Annotated in this window: 21 protein-coding genes; 16 read left to right on the top strand and 5 right to left on the bottom strand. The window is 68.8% G+C overall.

Annotation, left to right across the window (positions count from 1 at the left end; translation table 11 throughout):
• Positions 1 to 185: 185 nt before the first annotated feature.
• From JL101_RS15305 to JL101_RS15285, 5 genes are all read left to right on the top strand, one after another.
• Positions 186 to 614, top strand: a complete 429-nt coding sequence (locus JL101_RS15305; RefSeq protein WP_203100488.1) for a DUF2231 domain-containing protein — start codon at positions 186 to 188, stop codon at positions 612 to 614.
• The gene (locus tag JL101_RS15300; RefSeq protein ID WP_203100486.1) at positions 611 to 1,954 is read left to right on the top strand and encodes a PQQ-dependent sugar dehydrogenase; all 1,344 of its coding nucleotides are present in this window, start codon (positions 611 to 613) and stop codon (positions 1,952 to 1,954) included. Before JL101_RS15305 ends, JL101_RS15300 begins: the two co-directional genes overlap by 4 nt.
• 246 nt (positions 1,955 to 2,200) lie before the next feature.
• Positions 2,201 to 3,703, top strand: a complete 1,503-nt coding sequence (locus tag JL101_RS15295) for a phytoene desaturase (RefSeq protein ID WP_228434851.1) — start codon at positions 2,201 to 2,203, stop codon at positions 3,701 to 3,703.
• Positions 3,684 to 4,733 carry a phytoene/squalene synthase family protein gene (locus JL101_RS15290; protein WP_203100481.1) on the top strand — a complete coding sequence of 350 codons (1,050 nt, stop codon included), beginning with the start codon at positions 3,684 to 3,686 and terminating at the stop codon, positions 4,731 to 4,733. The genes JL101_RS15295 and JL101_RS15290 overlap by 20 nt, the downstream gene beginning before the upstream one ends.
• 235 nt (positions 4,734 to 4,968) lie before the next feature.
• Positions 4,969 to 5,142 (top strand): hypothetical protein, encoded by a 174-nt coding sequence (locus tag JL101_RS15285; RefSeq protein ID WP_203100479.1) that lies wholly within the window; start codon positions 4,969 to 4,971, stop codon positions 5,140 to 5,142.
• Positions 5,143 to 5,145: 3 nt separating this feature from the next.
• Here JL101_RS15285 and JL101_RS15280 read toward each other — a convergent pair whose 3' ends face one another.
• Together JL101_RS15280 and crtD are read right to left on the bottom strand one after the other, a co-directional pair.
• Positions 5,146 to 5,985 (bottom strand): carotenoid 1,2-hydratase, encoded by an 840-nt coding sequence (locus tag JL101_RS15280; RefSeq protein WP_228434850.1) that lies wholly within the window; start codon positions 5,983 to 5,985, stop codon positions 5,146 to 5,148.
• A 26-nt stretch (positions 5,986 to 6,011) separates the two neighbouring features.
• Positions 6,012 to 7,568: a 1-hydroxycarotenoid 3,4-desaturase CrtD gene (gene crtD, locus JL101_RS15275; RefSeq protein ID WP_203100477.1), complete on the bottom strand. Its 1,557-nt coding sequence runs from the start codon at positions 7,566 to 7,568 to the stop codon at positions 6,012 to 6,014.
• 125 nt (positions 7,569 to 7,693) lie between these two features.
• Here crtD and JL101_RS15270 point away from each other — a divergent pair, with 125 nt between their 5' ends.
• From JL101_RS15270 to pufC, 11 genes are all read left to right on the top strand, one after another.
• Positions 7,694 to 8,563, top strand: a complete 870-nt coding sequence (locus JL101_RS15270; protein WP_203100475.1) for a polyprenyl synthetase family protein — start codon at positions 7,694 to 7,696, stop codon at positions 8,561 to 8,563.
• A complete protein-coding gene (locus tag JL101_RS15265; RefSeq protein ID WP_228434849.1) occupies positions 8,560 to 9,780 on the top strand; it encodes an acetylserotonin O-methyltransferase in 1,221 nt (406 codons plus the stop codon). The genes JL101_RS15270 and JL101_RS15265 overlap by 4 nt, the downstream gene beginning before the upstream one ends.
• 98 nt (positions 9,781 to 9,878) lie before the next feature.
• A complete protein-coding gene (gene bchC, locus JL101_RS15260) occupies positions 9,879 to 10,814 on the top strand; it encodes a chlorophyll synthesis pathway protein BchC (RefSeq protein WP_203100473.1) in 936 nt (311 codons plus the stop codon).
• Complete coding sequence (locus JL101_RS15255) at positions 10,811 to 11,797, top strand: chlorophyllide a reductase iron protein subunit X (protein WP_203100471.1); 987 nt, start codon at positions 10,811 to 10,813, stop codon at positions 11,795 to 11,797. Before bchC ends, JL101_RS15255 begins: the two co-directional genes overlap by 4 nt.
• 138 nt (positions 11,798 to 11,935) lie before the next feature.
• On the top strand, positions 11,936 to 13,315 hold the full coding sequence (gene bchY, locus JL101_RS15250) for a chlorophyllide a reductase subunit Y (protein ID WP_203100469.1): 1,380 nt from the start codon (positions 11,936 to 11,938) through the stop codon (positions 13,313 to 13,315).
• Positions 13,309 to 14,886, top strand: coding sequence for a chlorophyllide a reductase subunit Z (bchZ, locus tag JL101_RS15245; RefSeq protein ID WP_203100467.1), 1,578 nt, complete (start codon positions 13,309 to 13,311; stop codon positions 14,884 to 14,886). Before bchY ends, bchZ begins: the two co-directional genes overlap by 7 nt.
• The gene (gene pufB, locus JL101_RS15240) at positions 14,887 to 15,165 is read left to right on the top strand and encodes a light-harvesting antenna LH1, beta subunit (RefSeq protein WP_323374663.1); all 279 of its coding nucleotides are present in this window, start codon (positions 14,887 to 14,889) and stop codon (positions 15,163 to 15,165) included.
• Positions 15,166 to 15,174: 9 nt separating this feature from the next.
• Positions 15,175 to 15,363 (top strand): light-harvesting antenna LH1, alpha subunit, encoded by a 189-nt coding sequence (gene pufA / locus JL101_RS15235; protein WP_203100466.1) that lies wholly within the window; start codon positions 15,175 to 15,177, stop codon positions 15,361 to 15,363.
• 112 nt (positions 15,364 to 15,475) lie between these two features.
• Positions 15,476 to 16,300: a photosynthetic reaction center subunit L gene (pufL, locus tag JL101_RS15230; RefSeq protein WP_202683445.1), complete on the top strand. Its 825-nt coding sequence runs from the start codon at positions 15,476 to 15,478 to the stop codon at positions 16,298 to 16,300.
• Between the two features lie 10 nt (positions 16,301 to 16,310).
• Positions 16,311 to 17,288, top strand: a complete 978-nt coding sequence (gene pufM / locus JL101_RS15225; protein WP_203100465.1) for a photosynthetic reaction center subunit M — start codon at positions 16,311 to 16,313, stop codon at positions 17,286 to 17,288.
• Positions 17,285 to 18,433, top strand: coding sequence for a photosynthetic reaction center cytochrome PufC (pufC, locus tag JL101_RS15220; RefSeq protein WP_203100464.1), 1,149 nt, complete (start codon positions 17,285 to 17,287; stop codon positions 18,431 to 18,433). The genes pufM and pufC overlap by 4 nt, the downstream gene beginning before the upstream one ends.
• Positions 18,434 to 18,493: 60 nt before the next feature.
• Here pufC and JL101_RS15215 read toward each other — a convergent pair whose 3' ends face one another.
• The 3 genes from JL101_RS15215 to JL101_RS15205 all read right to left on the bottom strand — a co-directional run bounded on the left by JL101_RS15215 (position 18,494) and on the right by JL101_RS15205 (position 21,303).
• Positions 18,494 to 18,883 carry a type II toxin-antitoxin system VapC family toxin gene (locus JL101_RS15215; protein ID WP_203100463.1) on the bottom strand — a complete coding sequence of 130 codons (390 nt, stop codon included), beginning with the start codon at positions 18,881 to 18,883 and terminating at the stop codon, positions 18,494 to 18,496.
• A complete protein-coding gene (locus JL101_RS15210) occupies positions 18,883 to 19,137 on the bottom strand; it encodes a type II toxin-antitoxin system VapB family antitoxin (protein ID WP_203100462.1) in 255 nt (84 codons plus the stop codon). Before JL101_RS15210 ends, JL101_RS15215 begins: the two co-directional genes overlap by 1 nt.
• 87 nt (positions 19,138 to 19,224) lie before the next feature.
• The gene (locus JL101_RS15205) at positions 19,225 to 21,303 is read right to left on the bottom strand and encodes a prolyl oligopeptidase family serine peptidase (protein ID WP_203100461.1); all 2,079 of its coding nucleotides are present in this window, start codon (positions 21,301 to 21,303) and stop codon (positions 19,225 to 19,227) included.
• Positions 21,304 to 21,325 lie beyond the last annotated feature (22 nt).

The following is a 21,325-nucleotide window of genomic DNA, read 5'->3' as shown; positions in this document are numbered from 1 at the left end:
ATCATCCAGGGGCCTCCGCCAAAGCCGGATAGCTGCCCGGAACAAGGTTCGTGCGCTCGCGTTTCGCACACTGCGTTCAGTACAGATTTTGGGCGCTGGTACTGTTGGCCTCGTATTCGGGCTTTCCCTGATGCATCTCGCTCGGTGCATCGGCGCAAAGTCTGGTCGGGCAAGGAGAAGACGCTGTGGCTGTTGCTTATGATGAAAGACCGGCAAGGGCGATTCAGCCCTTTCATGCGGTGCTGCTCGCCGCCACTATCCCGCTGTTCCTGGGTGGCCTGCTCAGCGACATTGCCTATACCTCGACTTACCAGATCCAGTGGAGCAATTTCGCCTCCTGGCTGATTGCGGGTGGCGAGGCTTTCACCGGTTTCGCGCTCCTGTGGGCTTTCATCGATTTGATCCGCGCAGACCGGCGCCGAGGGCGACCCCTCATCTACTTTCTCCTGCTGCTTGCCACTTTCGGGCTCGGCCTCATCAACTCGTTCGTCCATGCGCGCGACGCTTGGGCAACGATGCCGGAAGGGCTCATCCTTTCGGCGATCGTTACCGTGCTCGCCATTCTGGCGACTTGGCTCGGCTTCTCCAGCCTTCGCGTGGGAGGGATGAAATGAGATATTCCAGCTTGCTGGCCGCGACCGCGCTCACGGCCCTGCTGACCGCCTGCGATGGCGATCCAGCCCCGCCGGAGTACGGCTCCAATCCACAGCTCCCCGAGCAACAACGCGGGCTGCTTCCCAGCATGAACATCGCCGATCCCGCGCTGTGGGGCGATCGGCGACCGGTCGTGCCGGAAGGCTATACGATCACACCCATCGCCACCGACCTCGGCATTCCGCGCCAGACCCTCGTCTTGCCCAACGGCGATATCCTCGTTGCCGAAGGGAGGGGCGGCTCGGCGCCGGCGCTACGGCCGAAGGACATCATCGCGGGCGTCATCAAGGCCAAGGGAACGACTTCGGTCGAGAGCGGCAATCGCTTGACCTTGCTGCGGGACGGCGACGGTGACGGCGTCTACGAAGAACGCACCGTCTTCGCCGACAATCTGAACGCGCCCTACGGCCTCGCGCTGGTCGACGATCAGCTTTACGTTGCCAATCAGGATGCTCTGGTGCGGTTCGCCTACCGTCAGGGACAGACGCGAGCCGACGGACCGCCGGTCAAGGTCACCGACCTGCCATCCGAGATCAATCATCACTGGACGAAGGCGTTGACCGCCAGTCCTGACGGACGCTTCCTCTATGTCGGCATCGGCTCCAACAGCAACATCACGGAACGCGGGATGGCTGCCGAGGTTGACCGCGCGATGGTGTGGCAAGTGGATGCCCAGACGGGAGCGCACAAGCCGTACGCCACCGGCCTCCGCAATCCTACCGCCCTCGCCATCCAGCCGGGATCGGGCGAGCTATGGGCGGTGGTGAACGAACGCGACGAGCTTGGCCCGAACCTTGTCCCCGATTACCTGACGTCGGTCCGCGAAGGCGGCTTTTACGGCTGGCCCTACAGCTATTGGGGCCAGAACGTGGATCCGCGCGTTCGGCCGCAAGATCCGCAGAAGGTCGCCTCGGCGATCCGGCCCGATTATAGCCTGGGATCGCATGTCGCCGCGCTTGGCCTGGCCTTCTCCACTCCCGCGATGGGCGACCAGTTCACCGACGGCGTGTTTGTCGGGGAACATGGCAGTTGGAACCGAAGCGTTCCCAGTGGATACAAGGTGATCTTCGTACCGTTCCGCGACGGTCGCCCTGCCGGTCCTCCGACGGAGTTCGTGACCGGGTTCTACGGCGAGGACGGCAAGACCTACGGTCGGCCTGTCGGCGTCACGGTTGATCCGGAGGGCGCCCTGATCGTCGCAGACGACCTTTCGAACACGATCTGGCGCGTAACCCCTTCGAACCCATCCCCCGCTGCCGAAGCGCCTCTGCGCGGCAATGGTGCAGATAGGCAGGGATGACCGAGTTGGCCGGTGGAGGTTGACCGGCATCGTCAGGTTGGCGCCGAGCCGCAGTCTCGTGCGCCAAATCTGACGCACTCATATCGTTGCTGATGAACGGCGGGGCGACAACACTCCCCAAGGCGCGCCGGATTGTGCGCAGACGGCGTTCGGGCCGTGACCGGTGCCCATCGCCTTTCATCCCTGACCGAACCTGAGCCCTATCCAGAGTGTCAACTTCGTGTTACGCTTCGGCGTATGAACAAGATGACACGCGACATTCCTGTTCCACCCCATGCCGTGGTCATCGGCAGCGGTTTCGGCGGGTTGGCCGCCGCGGTCCGGCTGGGAGCGCGCGGCTACAGGGTGACGGTCCTGGAACGGCTCGATGCGCCGGGCGGGCGGGCTTACGTCTACCGGCAGGACGGCTTCACCTTCGACGCCGGCCCCACTATCGTCACGGCGCCGTTCCTGCTGGAAGAGCTGTGGCAGCTCTGCGGCAAGCGGCTGGCCGACGACGTGGAGCTGCGGGCGATCTCGCCATTCTACCGGATACGGTTCGACGACGGCGAGGTGTTCGAGTATTCCGGCGACGACGCGGCGATGCGGGCGGAGGTCGCGAAATTCTCGCCCGCCGACATCGCGGGTTACGAGAGCTTCCTGAAGGCCAGCGAGGCGCGCTTCAGGATCGGCTTCGAGCAGTTGGGCGACGTGCCGTTCAGCAGCTGGACCGACATGGCGCGGGTGCTTCCCGATCTGGTCCGGCTGGCGGGGCACCGCTCGGTCTACGACTTGGTCTGCCGGCACGTGCGCGATTCCAGGCTCCGCACCGTGCTGAGCTTCCATCCCCTGCTGGTCGGCGGCAATCCTTTCGCCACCACCTCGATCTACAGCCTGATCGCCTTCCTGGAGCGGCGCTGGGGCGTCCACTTCGCCATGGGCGGCACGGGACGGCTGGTCCGCGGGCTGGTCGGCCTGATCGAGGGGCAGGGCGGCGTGGTCCGCTGCAACGCCGAGGTTGCCCGGATCACCGTGCGCGACGGACGGGCCACCGGAGTCCGGCTGGCCTCGGGGCAGGAGATCCCCGCCGACATCGTGGTGTCCAACGCCGACAGCGCCTGGACCTATCGCCACCTGATCGCACCGGAAGCGCGCAAGCGCTGGACCGATCGCCGGATCGACCGCGCCCGCTATTCCATGAGCCTGTTCGTCTGGTATTTCGGCACCCGACGCCGCTACGAGGATGTCGCCCACCACACGATCCTGCTCGGCCCGCGCTACCGGGAACTGCTCGACGACATCTTCCGGCGGAAGGTTCTTGCGCCCGACTTCAGCCTTTACCTGCACCGGCCGACCGCGACCGACCCGTCGCTCGCCCCCGACGGCTGCGACACCTTCTACGTGCTGTCCCCCGTTCCCCATTTGGACAGCGGCACCCGCTGGGACGAGACGGCGGAGAGTTACCGCCGCGCCATCGAACGCCACCTGGGCGAAACGCTGCTGCCCGGCCTCAAGGATCAGATCGTCACGTCCCGCATGCTGACGCCCCAGGATTTCCAGGACCGCCTGCTCTCGGTGCGCGGCGCCGCCTTCGGGCTGGAGCCGGTGTTGACCCAGAGCGCCTGGTTCCGCCCGCACAACAGGAGCGAGGATATTGAGCGGCTTTACCTAGTCGGGGCCGGGACCCATCCCGGCGCGGGGCTGCCGGGCGTGCTGTCGTCGGCAAGGGTCCTGGACAAGGTGGTGCCGCATGCAGCAGTTTTGGCCTAGCCGCGGGACCCGGCCGGCCACGGCCGAGGATTTCGCGGCCTGCCGCGGGATGCTGAGGAACGCGTCGCGGACCTTCCATGCCGCCTCGCTCCTGCTGCCGTCCCGGGTGCGGCAGCCGGCCTCCGCGCTCTACGCCTTCTGCCGGCTGGCCGACGACGCGGCCGATCTTGCCGGGGACGCCCACGCCGCGCTGGACCGGATGCGGCGGCGGCTGGAGCGTGCCTATGCCGGCCGTCCGCTGGACCATCCGGTGGACAGGTCCTTCGCCGATGTGGTGGACCGCTTCGCGATTCCCCGCGCCCTGCCGGAAGCGCTGTTCGAAGGGTTCGAGTGGGATCTGGCCGGCCGGCGTTACGCCGATCTCGGGGAACTGAACGCCTATGCCGCCCGCGTCGCCGGGACCGTCGGCGCCATGATGGCCGTGCTGATGGGCGTGCGCGACGGCGACGTGGTGGCGCGCGCCTGCGACCTGGGCATGGCGATGCAGCTTTCCAACATCGCCCGCGACGTCGGCGAGGACGCGCGGGCCGGTCGCCTCTACCTGCCGCTGGAGTGGCTGCGGGACGCGGGCATCGACCCCGACGCCTGGCTGGCCTGCCCGGTGTTCAGCCCGCCGCTGGGCACCGTGGTCGGGCGGCTGCTGGTCGTGGCCGACGAGTTCTACCGCCAGGCCGATCCCGGCATCGCCTGCCTGCCGCCCGCGTGCCGCCCCGGCATCCAGGCGGCCCGCCACCTCTATGCCGAGATCGGCCGCGAGGTAGAACGGGCCGGCGGGGACTCGGTGTCGCGCCGGGCCGTCGTCCCGGCGCGCCGCAAGGCGTTGCTGCTGGCCCGGGCATCGGCCGCCGCCCTGGCTGGTGCTGGAGAGGGCGGTGGGCTCCGGAGCGTCGAGGAGTCCCGCTTCCTGGTCGAGGCCGTGGCCGCCACGACGGTGCCCGAGGCGGTACGGGACGACCCGGTGGTGTGGCTGCTCCTCCTGTTCGAACGGCTGGAGCGCGGCCAGCGCGTGGCGCTGAAGCGCCAGGGCTGACCGGCGATGTCCGCGGGATGGTTCGCCCTGGTGGAGATGCTTCTGGTCTTCGGCGGCGTCCTCGGCTGGGCGATCTACCAGATAAGATCCGTGAGCCGGGCATCGGAGGAGGACGCCAAGAGACCCAAGCGAAACGATGACGAGGCATCATTATGAGTCTAAGCATTCGGAACTAACCATCCGTTCCTTCGGTTCTCAGGCAATTGCCATTCAGACAAACCTGAGGAGACGGGAAATGGAAGACGGCAGCGATGGCGGCCTGATCTGGGCCCTCGCCGGCATGACATTGGTGATTGTTCTCATTGTCGTTGTTTATCAGTTCGTTAGGACCAAGCGGAAGCAGCATGCACTGGGTGAGGACGGGCCCGGCAGCAATGTCCGCATGCCGGGCGAGGATCGCCGCCCCTGAGCCTCAGGGCAGGCGCGGCATCCTGAAGGGCAGCAGCGCCTGGACCCATGGCATCCGGAACCGGTCGAGCGACAGGCTCTCGTGGACGGCCGTCGCCGGCCGGGACCCGATGCTGGTCTCCAGCACCGATCGCGCATAGAACGGCGCGTCCACCAGCGTCTCCCTGACCGTCACCGCGTGTTCCGGGTCGGCGCGGGTTGCGCGCGGGATGCGCCACCATTTCGTAGGGGGGAGCCGGGCCGGCGGCAGCGGGTCGCCCATCTCGACGGCGCCCGTCGGGTCGATCCGCAGGGACAGGGCCAGCGGCGGCGCTGCGCGGCGATCCACGTTGTACAGTATGGCGGCACCGTCCCCCAGGTCTGCCCGGCACCAGTCCCACTGGCTGAAGGCGTCCTCCAGCGCCTCGTCGCCCGCGTTGGTGTCGAAATATCCGGTGCCGCTCCAGCGCAGACCGGGCCGGTCCAGTTCCACCTCCACCCGGGAGCGGGGGGAGATCGGCCACCAGCGGTGCCGGCCGGCGGCGTCCAGGGTGAAGGAACGCTCCGTCAGGGCATGGGGATGGATGCGGATGGTTCCGCCGACCCGCCTGGGAACCGGCATGGTGGTTTCGTCGATGCGGATCGTCAGCGCCGTCCCGTCCCATTCCAGCGAACTCGGCCCGATGGAGAGCGAGCGCTGGTCGCGATCCAGCCGGCTGCGGCCCCGCTCCGTCATGCACCAGCGGTTGCCGCCGGCACCCGTCAGCACAACGTTGACCGAGCAATGGTTCAGCGGGTCGCCCCGGCCGCGGCGGCGTGCCCACGCGTAATAGGGCGAGAAGACGCTGCCGATGAAGGCGATCACCGTCAGGCCGTGTTTTCCGTCGTCGCTCAGCGCGTCGACGTACCACCAGGCATAGCCGTCGCGGGTGACAGGACGGTCGAAGCGGAGCGTCGCGAACCCAGGTCGCGCAGCACCGCCCGCGCCGCCATCCGGCCGGACAAGGCCACCATCGGCACCCCCGGCCCGGGATGGATGCTGCCCCCCGCCAGGTAGAGGCCGGGCATGCGGCTGCGCGCCGTCGGACGGCTGAACGAAGCTTTCCAGCCGTGCGACGCCGGGCCGTAGAGCGCTCCTCCCGTCGCCGGGAACAGCCGCTCCCAGTCCCGCGGCGTCGTCACCATGGTGTGCTCCGGCGATGTCCGGAGGCGCAGGCCGCAACGTTCCAGGATGCCGAATGTGCTGTTCGCGCATTGCTCGATCTCCGTCGGGTCGAAGGAATGGATGTCGCCGGTCGGTGGGGCGTTGACCAGGCAGAACAGGCGCTCGGGGCCGCCGGCCGGAACGCCGTGACCGGTTTCCCGGTCCTGGGCGCAGACATAGACGGTGGGGGACCGGGGCAGGCGGGAGCGGCCGAAGATGTCGTCGAACTCGGCGGCATAGTCGTCGGAGAAGAAGACGGTATGCCGCGCCAGCGGGAAGTCCCCGGCTTCCGCGAGGAGGCTCCAGGTCACCGCCGACAATGATCGCTGCGCCGGATCGGCCGGCGGGACGGCCCGAACGGCGGCCGGACCCAGCAATCCGCCGGCCAGCGCGCCGGAGTCGGCGTTGACGATGACGGCGTCTGCCTCGATCCGTTCCCCGCCGGCGAGCGTGACGCCGGAAGCCCGGCCGCCGGCCGCGTCGATCCTCCAGACCTCGGTGCCGTAACGGAAAACGGCGCCGTGCCGCTCGGCCAGGCGCGCCAGGGCTTCGGCCAGACGGGCCATTCCGCCCTCGACCAGCCAGACCCCCTCCTGTTCCACATGGGCCACCAGCATCAGGGTAGCCGGTGCCAGGAAGGGGGAGGAGCCGCAATAAGTGGCGTAGCGACCGAACAGCTGGCGCAGGCGGCGATCGTGGAAATAGTCGCCCAGCGCCTTCCACAGGGTGTCGAACGGCCGGATGCGCCAGAGGTCGCCAAGGCCCCTCAGGCCGACCGATCCGACCAGCCCCTTGACGCTGGGCTCCGCGCTGCGGACGAACGAGTCCTGGAGGGTGCGCCAGGTGCGCCGGGCCTCGGCCTGGAAGCGGCGATATCCTTCGGCCTCGCGGCGGCCCGCGAAGGCGGCGATCGCGACGGCCGACCGCTCCGGGTCGGCGAACAGGTCCAGCCGCGATCCGTCCGTCCAGGCATGCCGCGCCAGGATCTCCGCCGGCTTCAAGGTGACATGGTCGTGCAGGCTGCTCCCGGCGTCGGCGAAGATCTCCTCGAAGATGCGGGGCAGGGTGAAGACCGTCGGACCCGCGTCCAGGCGGGCTCCGCCGACCGCGACCTCCCGCATCTTGCCGCCGGAATTGTCCGCCTTTTCCAGGACCGTCACGGCCATGCCCCGGCTCGCCAGCGTCAGGGCCGCGGTCAGGCCGCCGATGCCTGCGCCGACCACGATGATACGGTTCCCGAACAATGTCCCCGGCCCTTCCTGCTTGACGTGAAGAATGTCGTTGAACCTGACTACTGCTCGTGTCAACAATATATGACAGTAACGCGCGACAATCTACCATTACAACGCGGCGCGGCGGGAGGTTGCCCATGGATGTCGTCATGCGGATCGAGCAGACCCTGGACGGAGCCTTGAGCGAGGCGGAAGGGGCGGGCGCTCCGCCCGGACTGGCGGCGGCGATGCGGCACGCCGTCTTCCCAGGCGGCGCCCGGATCAGGCCCCGGCTCTGCCTGGCGGTGGCCCGGGCCTGCGGGGCGGAGGACTTCGCGGCCGCCGCGGCCACCGCGGCCTCGATCGAGCTTCTGCACTGCGCGTCGCTGGTCCACGACGATCTGCCCTGCTTCGATGACGCGCCGGTCCGGCGCGGCAAGCCCTCCGTCCACCGCGCCTTCGGCGAACCCCTGGCGGTGCTGGCCGGCGACGCGCTGATCGTGCTGGCGTTCGAGACGCTGGCGCGCGAGGCCGCGGCCTGTCCCGACCGCCTGGCGACGCTGCTGCTCTGCGTTGGCCGGTCGGTCGGCATGCCGTTCGGCATCGTCGCGGGGCAGGCCTGGGAGAGCGAGCCGCGGGTCGACCTCGCCCGCTATCACAGGGCCAAGACCGGCGCGCTGTTCGCGGCGGCGACGGTCGGCGGCGCCGCGGCGGCGGGCGTCGAGTCGGCGCCCTGGCGGTCCCTGGGCGAGAAGATCGGCGAGGCGTTCCAGGTCGCGGACGATATCCGCGACGTCGCCGGCGATCCCGACGAACTGGGCAAGCCGGTCGGGCGCGATGCCGCCCTGGGGCGGATGAGCGCCGCGCGCGAACTGGGCATCGACGGCGCCCTCGACCGCCTCGACCTCCTGATCGGGGAGGCCGCCGAAGCGATCCCGCGCTGTCCGGGCGCCGCCGAGCTTCGGGCGCTGATTCGACTGGAAGCCGAGCGCTTCCTGCCCAAGGAACTGGTGAGGGTTGCAGCATGAGCCAGAGCGATATGCATCACGCCGGCCACGCCCGCCGGCTTTCGCAGGTCTGCACGCCGCGGGTCGGCCTGGCCCAGATCGGCTGGGGGCTGCCCCGGGTCGACGTCTGGATGGATCGCCTGTGGTCGGCGCGCGATCGGCTGATGGCGAGTCCCCGCTTCCGCCACTGGGCCGCAGCCTTTCCGCTGACCCGCCCGGTCGCCCGGCGGCGCAGCCGCGACCTGTTCGACCTATGCGCCGGCTTCGTCTATTCCCAGGTGCTGCTGGCCTGCGTCCGGCTTCGACTGTTCGACATCCTGTCGGAACGGTCGATGACCGCGCACGAGGTGTCGCGCCGGCTGGGCATGGCGGACGAGGCGGCCGAAAGGCTGCTGCGCGCCGCAGTCTCGCTCCGCCTGCTGGCCCGGCGCGGCGAGGACCGTTTCGGCCTCGGCCCCCTGGGGGCGGCGCTGGTCGGCAACCCCGGCCTGACCGCCATGGTCGAGCACCATGCGATGCTCTACGACGACCTGCGGGATCCGGTCGCTCTGCTGCGCGGGGAATGCCGCCGGACGGAGCTGTCCGGCTATTGGCCCTATGCCGGGGCCGAGCGGCCGGCCGACCTGACCGGTCCCCAGGTGGCGGCCTACAGCGCCCTGATGGCGGCCTCGCAGCCGCTGATCGCGGAGGAGGTGCTGGCGGCCTATCCGCTGGACCGCCACCGCTGCCTGATGGATGTCGGCGGCGGCGAGGGCGCCTTCGTGAGCGCCGCGGCGTCCCGGTTCCCCAAGCTGCGGGCCGTCCTGTTCGATCTCCCGGCCGTGGCGCAGCGGGCCAGGGAACGGTTCCGGGCGGACGGCCTCGACCCGCGGGCATCCGTGGCGGGCGGCGACTTCCTGTCCGACCCCCTTCCTTCGGGGGCGGACGTCGTCTCGCTGGTCCGGGTGCTCCACGACCATGACGACGCGGGAGCGCTCGCGATCCTGCGGGCGGTCCGGCAGGCGCTCGGGAGGGACGGTACCCTGCTGATCGCGGAGCCGATGGCGGAGGCCGCCGGGGCCGAGCCGGTCGGCGATGCCTATTTCGGCTTCTACCTGCTCGCCATGGGGCGGGGCCATGCCCGATCGCCGCGCGAGATCACGGCCCTGCTGCACCGCGCCGGCTTCGGCGGCGTCCGGCGTCACGGGACGGCGATGCCGTTGCTGACCGGCGTCATTACTGCCCGTCCGGCGGATTGACGTAAGTTTTTATTGACGTTCTGGTATGTCAATATAGACTGACACTTAAGCAAAGGCACTCAGCGTGCCGAAACAGAACCCTTTGCCGGGGATCGGGGATGGAAACGCTCGCAGTCGTGATCGAGGAGCCGGAACGGCTCGCTCTGCGGAGGCTCGACCTCACGCCGCCCGAAGCCGGTGACGTCGTGGTGGACGTGATGTGGAGCGGCATCAGCACGGGTACGGAACGCCTGCTCTGGCTGGGCCGCATGCCGGCCTTTCCCGGCCTGGGCTATCCGCTGGTCCCCGGATACGAGTCCGTGGGCCGCGTCGTCCAGGCGGGCGCCACCTCCGGCCGGCGGGAGGGCGAGTTCGTGTTCGTGCCGGGCGCCCGGTGCTTCGGCCCGGTCCGCGGGCTGTTCGGCGGCGCCGCAGCGCGGGTGGTCGTGGCGGGCGAAAGGGTCCTGCCGGTGGACGAATCGCTTGGAGACCAGGCCGTCCTGCTGGCGCTGGCCGCCACCGCCTACCATGCCCTCGACGGCCACCGCCTGCCGGACCTGATCGTCGGCCACGGCGTTCTTGGCCGGCTGCTCGCCCGGCTGGTCCTGGCGAACGGCGGCGAGCCGCCGACCGTGTGGGAGCGCAACCCGACCCGCTGCCCCGGCGCCGAGGGCTACCGGGTGATCCATCCGGAGGAGGACCCGCGCCACGATTATCGGGCGGTCTGCGACGTCAGCGGCGACGGAGCTCTGCTCGACGCCCTGATCGGCCGCTTGGCCCGCGGCGGAGAGGTCATCCTGGCCGGCTTCTACGCCGCCCCGCTGTCCTTCGCCTTCCCGCCCGCCTTCATGCGGGAGGCCCGCATCCGCATCGCCGCCGAATGGACCCCGCCGGACCTGCCGGCGGTCAGGGACTTGATCGAAACCGGCCGACTGCCGCTCGACGGGCTGATCACCCACCGCCTGGACGCCGGCCGGGCCGGCGAGGCCTACCGGACGGCCTTCGGCGATCCGGCCTGCCTGAAGATGATCCTGGATTGGAGAAGCCGTTCATGACCGAGACGACCCTGATGGAACGCCTGCGGGCCGAGGCCTCGATCGAGCCCGACCCGGTTCCGACGGCGCCGCCCACCAAGGAGACGCAGATCATCGCGATCTACGGCAAGGGCGGCATCGGCAAGAGCTTCACCCTGGCGAACCTGTCCTACATGTTCGCCCAGCAGGGCAAGAAGATCCTTCTGATCGGCTGCGATCCCAAGAGCGACACCACCTCACTGCTGTTCGGCGGCCGGGCCTGCCCGACCATCCTGGAAACCTCGACCCGCAAGAAGCTGAGCGGCGAGCCGGTCCAGGTCGGCGACGTCTGCTTCAAGCGCGATGGCGTCTACGCGATGGAGCTGGGCGGACCGGAGGTCGGGCGCGGCTGCGGCGGCCGGGGCATCATCCACGGCTTCGAGCTGCTGGAGAAGCTGGGCTTCCACGACTGGGGCTTCGACTACGTCCTGCTGGACTTCCTGGGAGACGTGGTGTGCGGCGGCTTCGGCCTGCCGATCGCCCGCGACATGTGCCAGAAGGTGATCGTCGTCGGCTCCAACGACCTGCAGTCGCTCTACGTCGCCAACAATGTCTGCTCGGCGGTCGAGTATTTCCGCAAGATGGGCGGCAATGTCGGCGTCGCCGGCATGGTGATCAACAAGGATGACGGCACCGGCGAGGCCCGGGCCTTCGCCGAGGCGGTCGGCATCCAGGTGCTCGCCTCCATCCCTGCGGACGACGACATAAGGCGCAAGAGCGCCAACTACCAGATCGTCGGCCGGCCGGGCGACCGCTGGGGACCGCTGTTCGAGGAACTGGCCCGCAACGTCGCCTGGGCGCCGCCCGAGTGGCCCAAGCCCCTGACCCAGGACGGCCTGCTGGGACTGTTCAAGGGCGACGCGGTCGGCCGCGGCGTTGTGCTGGAACCGGCGACGCTGGAGGACATGTGCGGCGTCGAGGCGGTTACCAAGCCGTCCCTCGAAGTGATCTACGATGATGTCTAGGAGCGCACCCGCCTGCGAGGGGAACTGGGGTCGGACCACCATTTCCCCCGAACCTCTCCACCGGCAAGACCGGGTGGGAAATGGTGGTCCGACCCCAGTTCCCCGGTCCCGGCCCATAGTCTTCAAGGGTACCGCACCATGACCGCCGCTCCCATCGAGGCCGGCTGCCACGGCGGCAAGGCGGAACTCCGCGAGGCCGCCCGCGCCGCCGGGATGAACGAGACCATCGAGCGCTATGCCGCCGACTATCCCGTGGGGCCGCACGACCAGCCTCAGAGCATGTGCCCGGCCTTCGGGTCGCTGCGCGTCGGACTGCGGATGCGCAGGACGGCCACCGTGCTGTCCGGTTCGGCCTGCTGCGTCTACGGCCTGACCTTCACCTCCCACTTCTACGGCGCCCGCCGGACGGTCGGCTACGTGCCGTTCAATTCCGAGACGCTGGTCACCGGCAAGCTGTTCGAGGACATCCGCGAGGCGGTGTTCAAGCTGGCCGATCCCGAACTCTACGACGCCGTCGTGATCATCAACCTGTGCGTCCCGACCGCGTCGGGCGTGCCGCTGCGGCTGCTGCCGAAGGAGATCGACGGCGTCCGGATCATCGGCATCGACGTGCCGGGCTTCGGCGTCCCGACCCATGCGGAGGCCAAGGACGTGCTGGCCGGCGCCATGCTGGCCTATGCGCGGCGGGAGGCGGAGCAGGGCCCCGTCCAGGCGCCCCGCGCCGGCAGGACGGAACGGCCGGCGCTTGCCCTGCTGGGCGAGATGTTCCCCGCCGACCCCGTCGGCATCGGCATGATGCTGGAGCCGATGGGCCTCGCCGCCGGTCCGGTCGTGCCGACACGGGAGTGGCGCGAGCTGTATGCCGCCCTGGACTGTCCGGCGGCGGCCGCGATCCACCCGTTCTACACCGCGTCGATCCGCGAGTTCGAGTCGGCGGGCCGCACCGTCCTGGGCTCCGCCCCGGTCGGCTACGAGGGGACGGCCGCCTGGCTGGAGGCGATCGGCTCGGCCTTCGCCGTGCCCCGCGCCATGCTGGACGCCGCCAAGGACAAGGCCCTGCCGCCGATCCGCGGCGCCTTCGAACGCGCGCCCGTCAAGGGCCGCATCACGCTGTCCGGATACGAGGGCTCCGAGCTTCTGGTCGCCCGCCTGCTGGTCGAGAGCGGCGCCGACGTCCGCTATGTCGGGACCGCCTGTCCGCGCACCCCCTGGTCGGCGGCCGACCGCGACTGGCTGGAATCCCGTGGCGTGATGGTCCAGTACCGCGCCTCGCTGGAGCACGACTTGGCCGCCCTCAAGGAATTCCGCCCCGACCTGGCGATCGGCACCACGCCGGTGGTCCAGCGCGCCAAGGAGATGGCGATCCCGGCGCTCTACTTCACCAACCTGATCTCGGCCCGCCCGCTGATGGGCGTCGCGGGCGCCGGCGCCTTGGCCCAGGTGGTCAACGCCGCCCTGGCCAACACCGCGCGCTTCGACGAGATGCGGGCCTTCTTCGGGGAGCCCGCCTCATGCTGATCCTCGACCACGACCGGGCCGGCGGCTACTGGGGCGCCGTCTACGCCTTCACCGCGATCAAGGGATTGCAGGTGATCATCGACGGCCCCGTCGGCTGCGAGAACCTGCCGGTCACGGCGGTCCTGCACTATACCGACGCCTTGCCGCCGCACGAGCTGCCGATCGTCGTGACCGGCCTGGCGGAGGAGGAGCTTGGCCGCCACGGCACCGAGGGCGCCATGAAGCGGGCGCACGGCACGCTGGACCCCAAGCGGCCCAGCGTCGTCGTCACCGGCTCGATCGCCGAGATGATCGGCGGCGGCGTGACGCCCGAGGGCACCGGCATCCAGCGCTTCCTGCCGCGCACCATCGACGAGGACCAGTGGCAGAGCGCCGACCGCGCGCTGAACTGGCTGTGGACCGAGTTCGGCCCGAAGCGCGGCGCCGTGCCCAAGCCGAAGCCGCGCAAGCCGGGCGAGAAGCCCCGGGTCAACATCATCGGCCCGATCTACGGCACCTTCAACATGTGGTCGGACTTGGCCGAGATCCGCCGGCTGGTCGAGGGCATCGGGGCCGAGGTCAACCTGACCTTCCCGCTCGGCAGCCACCTGGACGACGTGCCCAAGCTGGCCCGGGCCGACGCCAATGTCTGCCTCTACCGCGAGTTCGGCCGGCTGCTGTGCGAGACGCTGGACCGGCCCTATCTCCAGGCGCCGATCGGGCTGCACTCGACCACCCGGTTCCTCCGCAAGCTGGGCGAGATCCTGGAGATCGACCCTGAACCCTTCATCGAGCGGGAGAAGCTGACCACCATCAAGCCGGTCTGGGACCTGTGGCGCTCGGTCACCCAGGACTTCTTCGGTACCGCCAGCTTTGGGATCGTCGCGAACGAGACCTATGCGAGAGGCGTCCGGCATTTCCTGGAGGAGGAGATGGGGCTGCCCTGCACCTTCGCGGTGGCGAGGCGCGCCGGGGCCAAAACCGACAACGAGGAGGTCCGCGACCTGGTCCGGACGCGCCCGCCGCTGGTCCTGTTCGGCAGCTACAACGAGCGCATGTATCTCAGCGAGGCGGGGGGCAGGGCGGTCTATATCCCGGCCTCCTTCCCCGGCGCCGTGATCCGCCGGCACACCGGCACGCCCTTCATGGGCTATGCCGGCGCCACTTGGCTGGTGCAGGAAGTGTGCAACGCGCTGTTCGACGCGCTCTTCCACATCCTGCCGCTCGCGGCCGAGATGGACCGGGTGGAGGCGACGCCGTCCAGGCTGGAGGCCGAGCTTCCCTGGGACGACGACGCCAAGGCGGACCTCGACCGGCTGGTCGAGGCGCAGCCCGTCCTGGTCCGCATCTCCGCCGCGAAGCGCCTGCGCGACGCCGCCGAACGCAATGCCCGCCGACGCGCCGAGGACCGCGTCACGGCGGTGCGCGTCGCCGAGGCCGCCCTGGACGAGCAGTTCGTCCAGCCGATTTCCCCCTCGACCGCTCCCTCCGCCCGGAGGGAGCCCGAATTCGCCGGCGCCCAAGACGTCCGGCGACCGCCGCGCGGTCCTCGCGCAGAACCGGCCGAACGGCTTTCATCAGGAGGTAGATAAATGTCCGACACCACGATGGGTGAACGACGCACGCCCAGCGAGAGGGGAACCCCCGACGCGTCGCTGTCCGGGCTGACAGACCCGGAAGCGAGGGAGTTCCACAAGATCTTCATGCAGAGCTTCGCCATCTTCGTCGGCGTGGCCGTGCTGGCCCACATCCTCGTCTGGCTGTGGCGTCCCTGGATGCCCGGAGAGCAGGGCTACTCGTCCCTGATCGACGGGACCTTGCGCGACGGCGTGACCGTCGCGCTCGAATCCTTCAAGACCTTCGTCGCATAGGAGACCGACATGTGGCGCGTATGGTTGCTTTTCGATCCGCGCAGGACGCTGATCGCCCTGTTCACGTTCCTGTTCGCCCTGGCCCTGCTGATCCACTTCATCCTGCTCAGCACTGACCGGTTCAACTGGCTGGATGGCCCCGGCGCCGCCCGCGCCGGCGCCGTGGGTCAGATGGCTCCCCTCCCACGATCCAATTGACGCCCTCGGCGATCGACTGGAGCGGCGCGTGGGACCGGGCTGCCGCCCGGCCCCGCCCGCCGCGGGTGGAGCTGGCGCCTCCTGACCGGGGCGCCTGACAGGGGATCCGACCATGGCCATGCTGAATTTCGAGAAAAAGTACCGCGTCCGCGGCGGGACGCTGATCGGAGGCGATCTTTTCGACTTCTGGGTCGGGCCGTTCTATGTCGGCTTCTTCGGTGTCACGACGATCTTCTTTTCGATCCTCGGCACGGGCCTGATCCTCTACGGAGCGGCCATCGGGCCGACCTGGAACGTCTGGCAGATCAACATAGCGCCGCCGGACCTGAAATACGGGCTGGGAGCGGCACCGCTGCGCGAAGGAGGCTTGTGGCAGATCATCACGATCTGCGCCATCGGCGCCTTCGTCTCGTGGGCGCTGCGCCAGGCCGAGATCGCGCGCAAGCTGGGCATGGGCCTGCATGTGCCGGTCGCCTTCGGCGTCGCGGTGTTCGCCTATATCTCGCTCGTCGTGATCCGCCCCGTCCTGCTGGGCGCCTGGGGGCACGGCTTCCCCTACGGCATCCTGAGCCACTTGGACTGGGTGTCGAACGTGGGATACCAGTACCTGCATTTCCACTACAACCCGGCGCACATGCTGGCCGTGACCTTCTTCTTCACGACCACCTTCGCGCTGTCGCTCCACGGCTCCCTGGTGCTGGCCGCGGCCAACCCTCCCAAGGGCGACCGCGTCAAGACCGCCGAGCACGAGAACACCTTCTTCCGCGACACCATCGGCTGGTCGATCGGAACGCTGGGCATCCACAGGCTGGGATTGTTCCTGGCGCTCAGCGCCGGGTTCTGGAGCGCCGTGTGCATCATCATCAGCGGCCCCTTCTGGACCCGTGGCTGGCCGGAATGGTGGAGTTGGTGGCTCGACCTGCCGATCTGGCGCTAAGGAGGCCGCGATGGCGGAATATCAGAACATCTTCACCCAGGTGCAGGTCCGCGGCCCGGCCTATGCGGGCGTGCCGCTGACCCGCGGGCCCTGGGTCCGGGCCTGGAAACCACGCTTCATCCACCTGCTCGGCCGTTTCGGCGACGCGCAGGTCGGCCCGGTCTACCTGGGCTGGACGGGGCTCGCCTCGATCCTGTGCGGCATCATCGCGATCGAGATCATCGGGCTGAACATGTGGGCCTCGGTCAACTGGGACCCGGTGCAGTTCGTCCGGCAGCTGCCCTGGCTGGCGCTGGAGCCGCCGGCCCCGGGATACGGGCTGCGGATACCGCCGCTGGCCCAGGGCGGCTGGTGGATCATGACCGGCTTCTTCCTGACCACCTCGATCCTGCTGTGGTGGCTCCGGACCTACCGCAGGGCGCGGGCGCTGGGCATGGGGACCCACGTGTCCTGGGCCTTCGCGGCGGCGATCTGGCTGTACCTGGTGCTCGGGCTGATCCGCCCCGTGCTGATGGGAAGCTGGGGAGAGGCGGTACCGTTCGGGATCTTCCCCCACCTGGACTGGACGGCGGCCTTCTCGATCCGCTACGGCAACCTGTTCTACAACCCGTTCCACATGCTCTCGATCGTCTTCCTCTATGGATCGACGCTGCTGTTCGCGATGCACGGCGCCACCGTGCTGGCGATCAGCCGGTTCGGCGGCGAGCGGGAAGTCGAGCAGATCACCGACCGCGGCACCGCGTTCGAGCGCGGCGCGCTGTTCTGGCGCTGGACCATGGGCTTCAACGCCACGGCCGAGTCGATCCATCGCTGGGCCTGGTGGTTCGCGGTGCTGTGCCCGCTGACCGGCGGCATCGGCATCCTGCTGACCGGCACCGTCGTCGACAACTGGTACCTGTGGGGCGTCAAGCACGGGCTGGCGCCGATGTATCCCCAGGTCTTCCCGCCGGTCGTCGATCCCGCGCTCGTGACCGGGGGGCAGCCATGAACAAGCTCACCGACAAGGAAGCGTTCTGGGACCTGATCCTGCGCATCGGCCTCGTCGCGGTCGCGGTGTTCGGCGCGGGCATGCTGTTCACCATCGAGTACCCGCCGGTGGACAGCGTGCAGCAGGGTTTCCGGGGGGTCGGCATCGTGCAGACTTTCCAGCCCGAGACCGTCCAGGCCCAGCTGGCCGCCAACCAGGTGCCGGAACCGCTGGAGCCGGCCGACCCGGACAGCGTCCCGGCGACCGAGATCTACGAGAACGTCCAGGTGCTGCGCGACCTGACCGACGCGCAGTTCATCCGGGTGATGAGCGCCATCACCGAGTGGGTGTCCCCGGAGCAGGGCTGCGCCTACTGTCATGCCGAGGGCGAGCCGCTGTCGTCCGACAGCCTCTATACCAAGGTGGTGGCCCGCCGCATGCTCCAGATGACGCGGGACATCAACGTCAACTGGGAACCCCATGTCGCCCAGACCGGCGTCACCTGCTACACCTGCCACCGCGGCCAGCCGGTGCCCGCCAACGTCTGGTACAATAATCCGGGTCCGCCCCACGCGGCGGGCGTGCTGGGCAACAACGGCGGGCAGAACGGCGTGTCCTATGCCGCCGGCCTGACCTCGCTGCCGTTCGATCCCTTCACGCCGTTCCTGTCGGGCGGCGGCACAGACGCCGACATCCGCGCCCGGGCCGACACGGCGCTGCCGACCGGAAACCGCAGCTCGATCAAGCAGACCGAATGGACCTACGGCCTGATGATCCACATGTCGGAATCATTGGGGGTCAACTGCACCTACTGCCACAACAGCCGCTCCTTCCGCGACTGGGAGCAGAGCTCGCCGGTTCGCGTGACCGCCTGGCACGGCATCCAGATGGTCCGCGAGCTCAACGACCAGTACATCGATCCCCTTCAGAGCATCTTCCCCAGCCACCGCCTTGGGCCGCTGGGCGACCCGCTGAAGGTGAACTGCACGACCTGCCACGCCGGCGTCTACAAGCCCTTCTTCGGAGCCGGCATGGTCAAGGATTATCCCGAACTCGACGTCGCGGCCGGCATCACCGCCGCACCGATGGAACCCGCCCCGGCGCTGATCCCGGTGCCCGAGACGGACGGCCAGCCGGCGCCGCCCGCCGATCAGCCGGCGCAGTAAAAGGCTGACGGACTGAATTGATCGTGGTTCGGGTGCTACCTGGCTTCACCTGACCCACGATCAGTTTAACTGACCGATATCCGTCTTTGCAAAGTCGTTCCCCTTGAAGAGCAAAGGTGCATTCCGGGATTTGGCCAGAGCATAGGCGAAACAATCACCGTAATTCAATCCGGCGGGATGACGCCCTTTCCCATATCTGCGCCACGCTATGCGGGCAATCTCAGCCTGTTCTTGATCGACAGGCACGATTTCTATGCGGGCGCGGTAGAGGAAGAGATCCAGTTCACGTCCCGCCGCCTCGCCTTTGCGGGTCTCTATGACCATCGAAGCTTCCAGGAGATTTGCCGCGGACAACAGCCTGGGCGTTCCAAGTCCGATTTCCTCCGATATTCGGGCGGCTTCGGGCTCTCCCAAGAGGACGGCGAGGATGGCCGACGTGTCGATGACCATCAGCGCGGCAATCCGTGTTCATCATAGCCAAGGATCTCGTCGGCACTTCTCGTATCGAGGTCCGGCAGAGCGCTGCAGCGTGCGCCGATCTCCATCAACTCATCCGCCAGTCTATTGCCGAACCTGTCGTTTCGAACGCGTTGAAGCCGTTCCTCGGCCGCTTTGCGCACCGCGGTAGTCACAGCTTCACCCGTGACCGCAGCGAGTTCACGAACGATCTTTTCGGTACTCGGATCCTTGATGTTCAACGGCATTGCGGAAATCCAGGCAGATTTTCTCTTCCCATAAAGATAAATTGGGTTCGTGGAGAAGGCAACGGCGCATACGCCGTCGCCCTCCGGTCACGCCGCGTCCCAGCCGATCGCGTCGCGCAGGAAACGGTAGCCCAGCGCCGTGAAGGATGCCCGTTCCGAGTTGTCCTTGCCGTAGCCGTGGCCGCCGGCGGCCGGCTCGTAGAAATGGGCGTCGTAGCCCATGGCCAGCAGCTTCGCCGCCATCTTGCGAGCGTGGCCGGGGTGGACGCGGTCGTCGCGCCGGCTGGTCGCGATCAGGATCGGCGGATAGGGCTTGCCCGGCTCGGCGGTGTGATAGGCCGACAGGGGGCCGAGGAATTCCCAGTCCGCCGGATCGTCGGGGTCGCCGTACTCGGCCACCCAGCTCGCCCCGGCCAGCAGCTTCGAATAGCGCCGCATGTCGATCAGCGGGATCGTGCAGAAGAGGGCGCCGAAGCGCTCCGGGTAGCGGGTCAGCATGTTGGTGATCAGGATGCCGCCGTTCGATCCGCCCTCCGCCGCGATGCGGTCCGGCCGGGTGACGCCGCGCCGGACCAGGTCTTGCGCGACCGCCGCGAAGTCGTCGTGGGACAGCCGCTTGCCCTCGCGCCGGCCGGCCTCGTGCCAGGCCGTGCCGAACTCCCCGCCGCCGCGGATGCAGGCGATCACGCTGGTGCCCCCGCGCTCCAGCCACAGCTTGCCGATGGCGGAATTGTAGGACGGCAGCATGGAGATGGCGAACCCGCCGTACCCGTAGAGATGAACCGGCGCTTCCCCGGTTTGGCCGGCCGGGCCGACCTGGAAATAGGGGATCAGGGTGCCGTCGCCGGACGCCGCCTCGTGGCGGGTCACCACCAGTCCCGCCGGATCGAACGCGCGCGGCGCCCGCTTCAGCAACTCTGGCGCCTTGTCCGGCCGGATGAGATAGAGGGACTGCGGCGTCAGCGGATCTTGGGCGTTGGCCAGCAGGTCGCCGTTGGACTCATCCTCCTCCACGTCCAGGGGCCAGACGCTGGCGACGCCCATATCGGGCAGCCCCGTGATGCGCGTGTGGGTCCATGAGGCCGAAGCCGGTGGGGCAGGGGGCGTCCACACTTCGAATACCGGGCGCAGGTCGTCCAGGATCGACAGCACCAGCCGCCCGGCGGGCATGAAATATCCCTGGAGCGAGCGGCGCGGCGCCGGGGTGAAGAGGGTCGTGAACTCCCTGCCGCCGCCGAGGAAGTCACTGAGCCGGATCGCAAGCACGCTGTCCGCCTCGTGGGTCGCGCCGCCGACCTCCCAGGGAACCCTCGGCTTCACCACGAGCCAGCCGCGGTGCCACTGGATCCAGGCGTCGGTCGGCAGGTCGAGCCGCGTTTTCGCGCCGGCGCGGTCGCCCTTCCATTGGGTCGCGTTAAAGAAATCGACCTGCTCGGTGAACCAGAGGGTTTCCGTCCCGGTGTCGCGTTCGACGTCGCCCCAGACGCTCATGCGGTCCTCGGTCGTCTCAAAGATCACCGGCGCCGCGAGGGGATCGGTGCCGCGCCGCCACAGCCGCACAGTCCTGCCATAGCCGGAGCGGGTCGCCATGCCCTCGCCCAGGGAGGAGAAGATCAGCAGCGTGTCCCGGTCGAGCCAGGCGGCCCCGCTCTTGGCCTCGTCCAGGTGGAAGCCGCCGGCTACGAAGCTCCGGGTCGCCAGGTCGAACTCCCGCAGCACCGTCGCATCGCCGCCGCCCCGCGACAGGCTGAGGATCGCCAGGTCATGGCTGCCGGGCAGGGTGACCGGCGCGCCCCACACCCAGTCCTCGCCCTCGGCTTCCGACAGTTCGTCGAGGTCGAGCAGCACGTCCCACTCGGGCTTTTCGGTCCGGTAGCTCTCCAGGCTGGTGGCCCGCCAGAGCCCGCGCGGGTTCGCGGCATCCTTCCAAAAATTGAACAGCCTGTCGCCGCGCCGCGCGACGAACGGGATATTGTCCGGCCGGTCCAGGATCGCCGCCAGCGCGTCGCGGTCCCGCTCGAACGCTGCATCGCCGAACCGCCCCAGGATCTCGGCGTTCCGTGCTTCCACCCACTCGACCGCGCGGGGGCCGTCGACCTCTTCGAGCCACAGGTACGGGTCGTCGTCGGGCGCGTCGAGGGTCGGGCGCGGATCGGTAACAGCCATGACGGTCACTCTCGCATCGGTT

Source organism: Skermanella rosea (assembly GCF_016806835.2).
Classification (GTDB): Bacteria; Pseudomonadota; Alphaproteobacteria; order Azospirillales; family Azospirillaceae; genus Skermanella; species Skermanella rosea.
Note: the sequence above shows the minus strand (reverse complement) of the source record. Positions and strands in the feature narration are given on the sequence as shown.

Excerpts from the sequence above, each read along its gene's own strand:
- JL101_RS15300 (WP_203100486.1), top strand. The coding sequence starts at position 611 with ATGAGATATTCCAGCTTGCTGGCCGCGACCGCGCTCACGGCCCTGCTG.
- JL101_RS15295 (WP_228434851.1), top strand. The coding sequence starts at position 2,201 with ATGACACGCGACATTCCTGTTCCACCCCATGCCGTGGTCATCGGCAGC.
- JL101_RS15290 (WP_203100481.1), top strand. The coding sequence starts at position 3,684 with ATGCAGCAGTTTTGGCCTAGCCGCGGGACCCGGCCGGCCACGGCCGAG.
- JL101_RS15285 (WP_203100479.1), top strand. The coding sequence starts at position 4,969 with ATGGAAGACGGCAGCGATGGCGGCCTGATCTGGGCCCTCGCCGGCATG.
- JL101_RS15270 (WP_203100475.1), top strand. The coding sequence starts at position 7,694 with ATGGATGTCGTCATGCGGATCGAGCAGACCCTGGACGGAGCCTTGAGC.
- JL101_RS15265 (WP_228434849.1), top strand. The coding sequence starts at position 8,560 with ATGAGCCAGAGCGATATGCATCACGCCGGCCACGCCCGCCGGCTTTCG.
- bchC (WP_203100473.1), top strand. The coding sequence starts at position 9,879 with ATGGAAACGCTCGCAGTCGTGATCGAGGAGCCGGAACGGCTCGCTCTG.
- JL101_RS15255 (WP_203100471.1), top strand. The coding sequence starts at position 10,811 with ATGACCGAGACGACCCTGATGGAACGCCTGCGGGCCGAGGCCTCGATC.
- bchY (WP_203100469.1), top strand. The coding sequence starts at position 11,936 with ATGACCGCCGCTCCCATCGAGGCCGGCTGCCACGGCGGCAAGGCGGAA.
- bchZ (WP_203100467.1), top strand. The coding sequence starts at position 13,309 with ATGCTGATCCTCGACCACGACCGGGCCGGCGGCTACTGGGGCGCCGTC.
- pufB (WP_323374663.1), top strand. The coding sequence starts at position 14,887 with ATGTCCGACACCACGATGGGTGAACGACGCACGCCCAGCGAGAGGGGA.
- pufA (WP_203100466.1), top strand. The coding sequence starts at position 15,175 with ATGTGGCGCGTATGGTTGCTTTTCGATCCGCGCAGGACGCTGATCGCC.
- pufL (WP_202683445.1), top strand. The coding sequence starts at position 15,476 with ATGGCCATGCTGAATTTCGAGAAAAAGTACCGCGTCCGCGGCGGGACG.
- pufM (WP_203100465.1), top strand. The coding sequence starts at position 16,311 with ATGGCGGAATATCAGAACATCTTCACCCAGGTGCAGGTCCGCGGCCCG.
- pufC (WP_203100464.1), top strand. The coding sequence starts at position 17,285 with ATGAACAAGCTCACCGACAAGGAAGCGTTCTGGGACCTGATCCTGCGC.
- JL101_RS15215 (WP_203100463.1), bottom strand. The coding sequence starts at position 18,883 with ATGGTCATCGACACGTCGGCCATCCTCGCCGTCCTCTTGGGAGAGCCC.
- JL101_RS15210 (WP_203100462.1), bottom strand. The coding sequence starts at position 19,137 with ATGCCGTTGAACATCAAGGATCCGAGTACCGAAAAGATCGTTCGTGAA.
- JL101_RS15205 (WP_203100461.1), bottom strand. The coding sequence starts at position 21,303 with ATGGCTGTTACCGATCCGCGCCCGACCCTCGACGCGCCCGACGACGAC.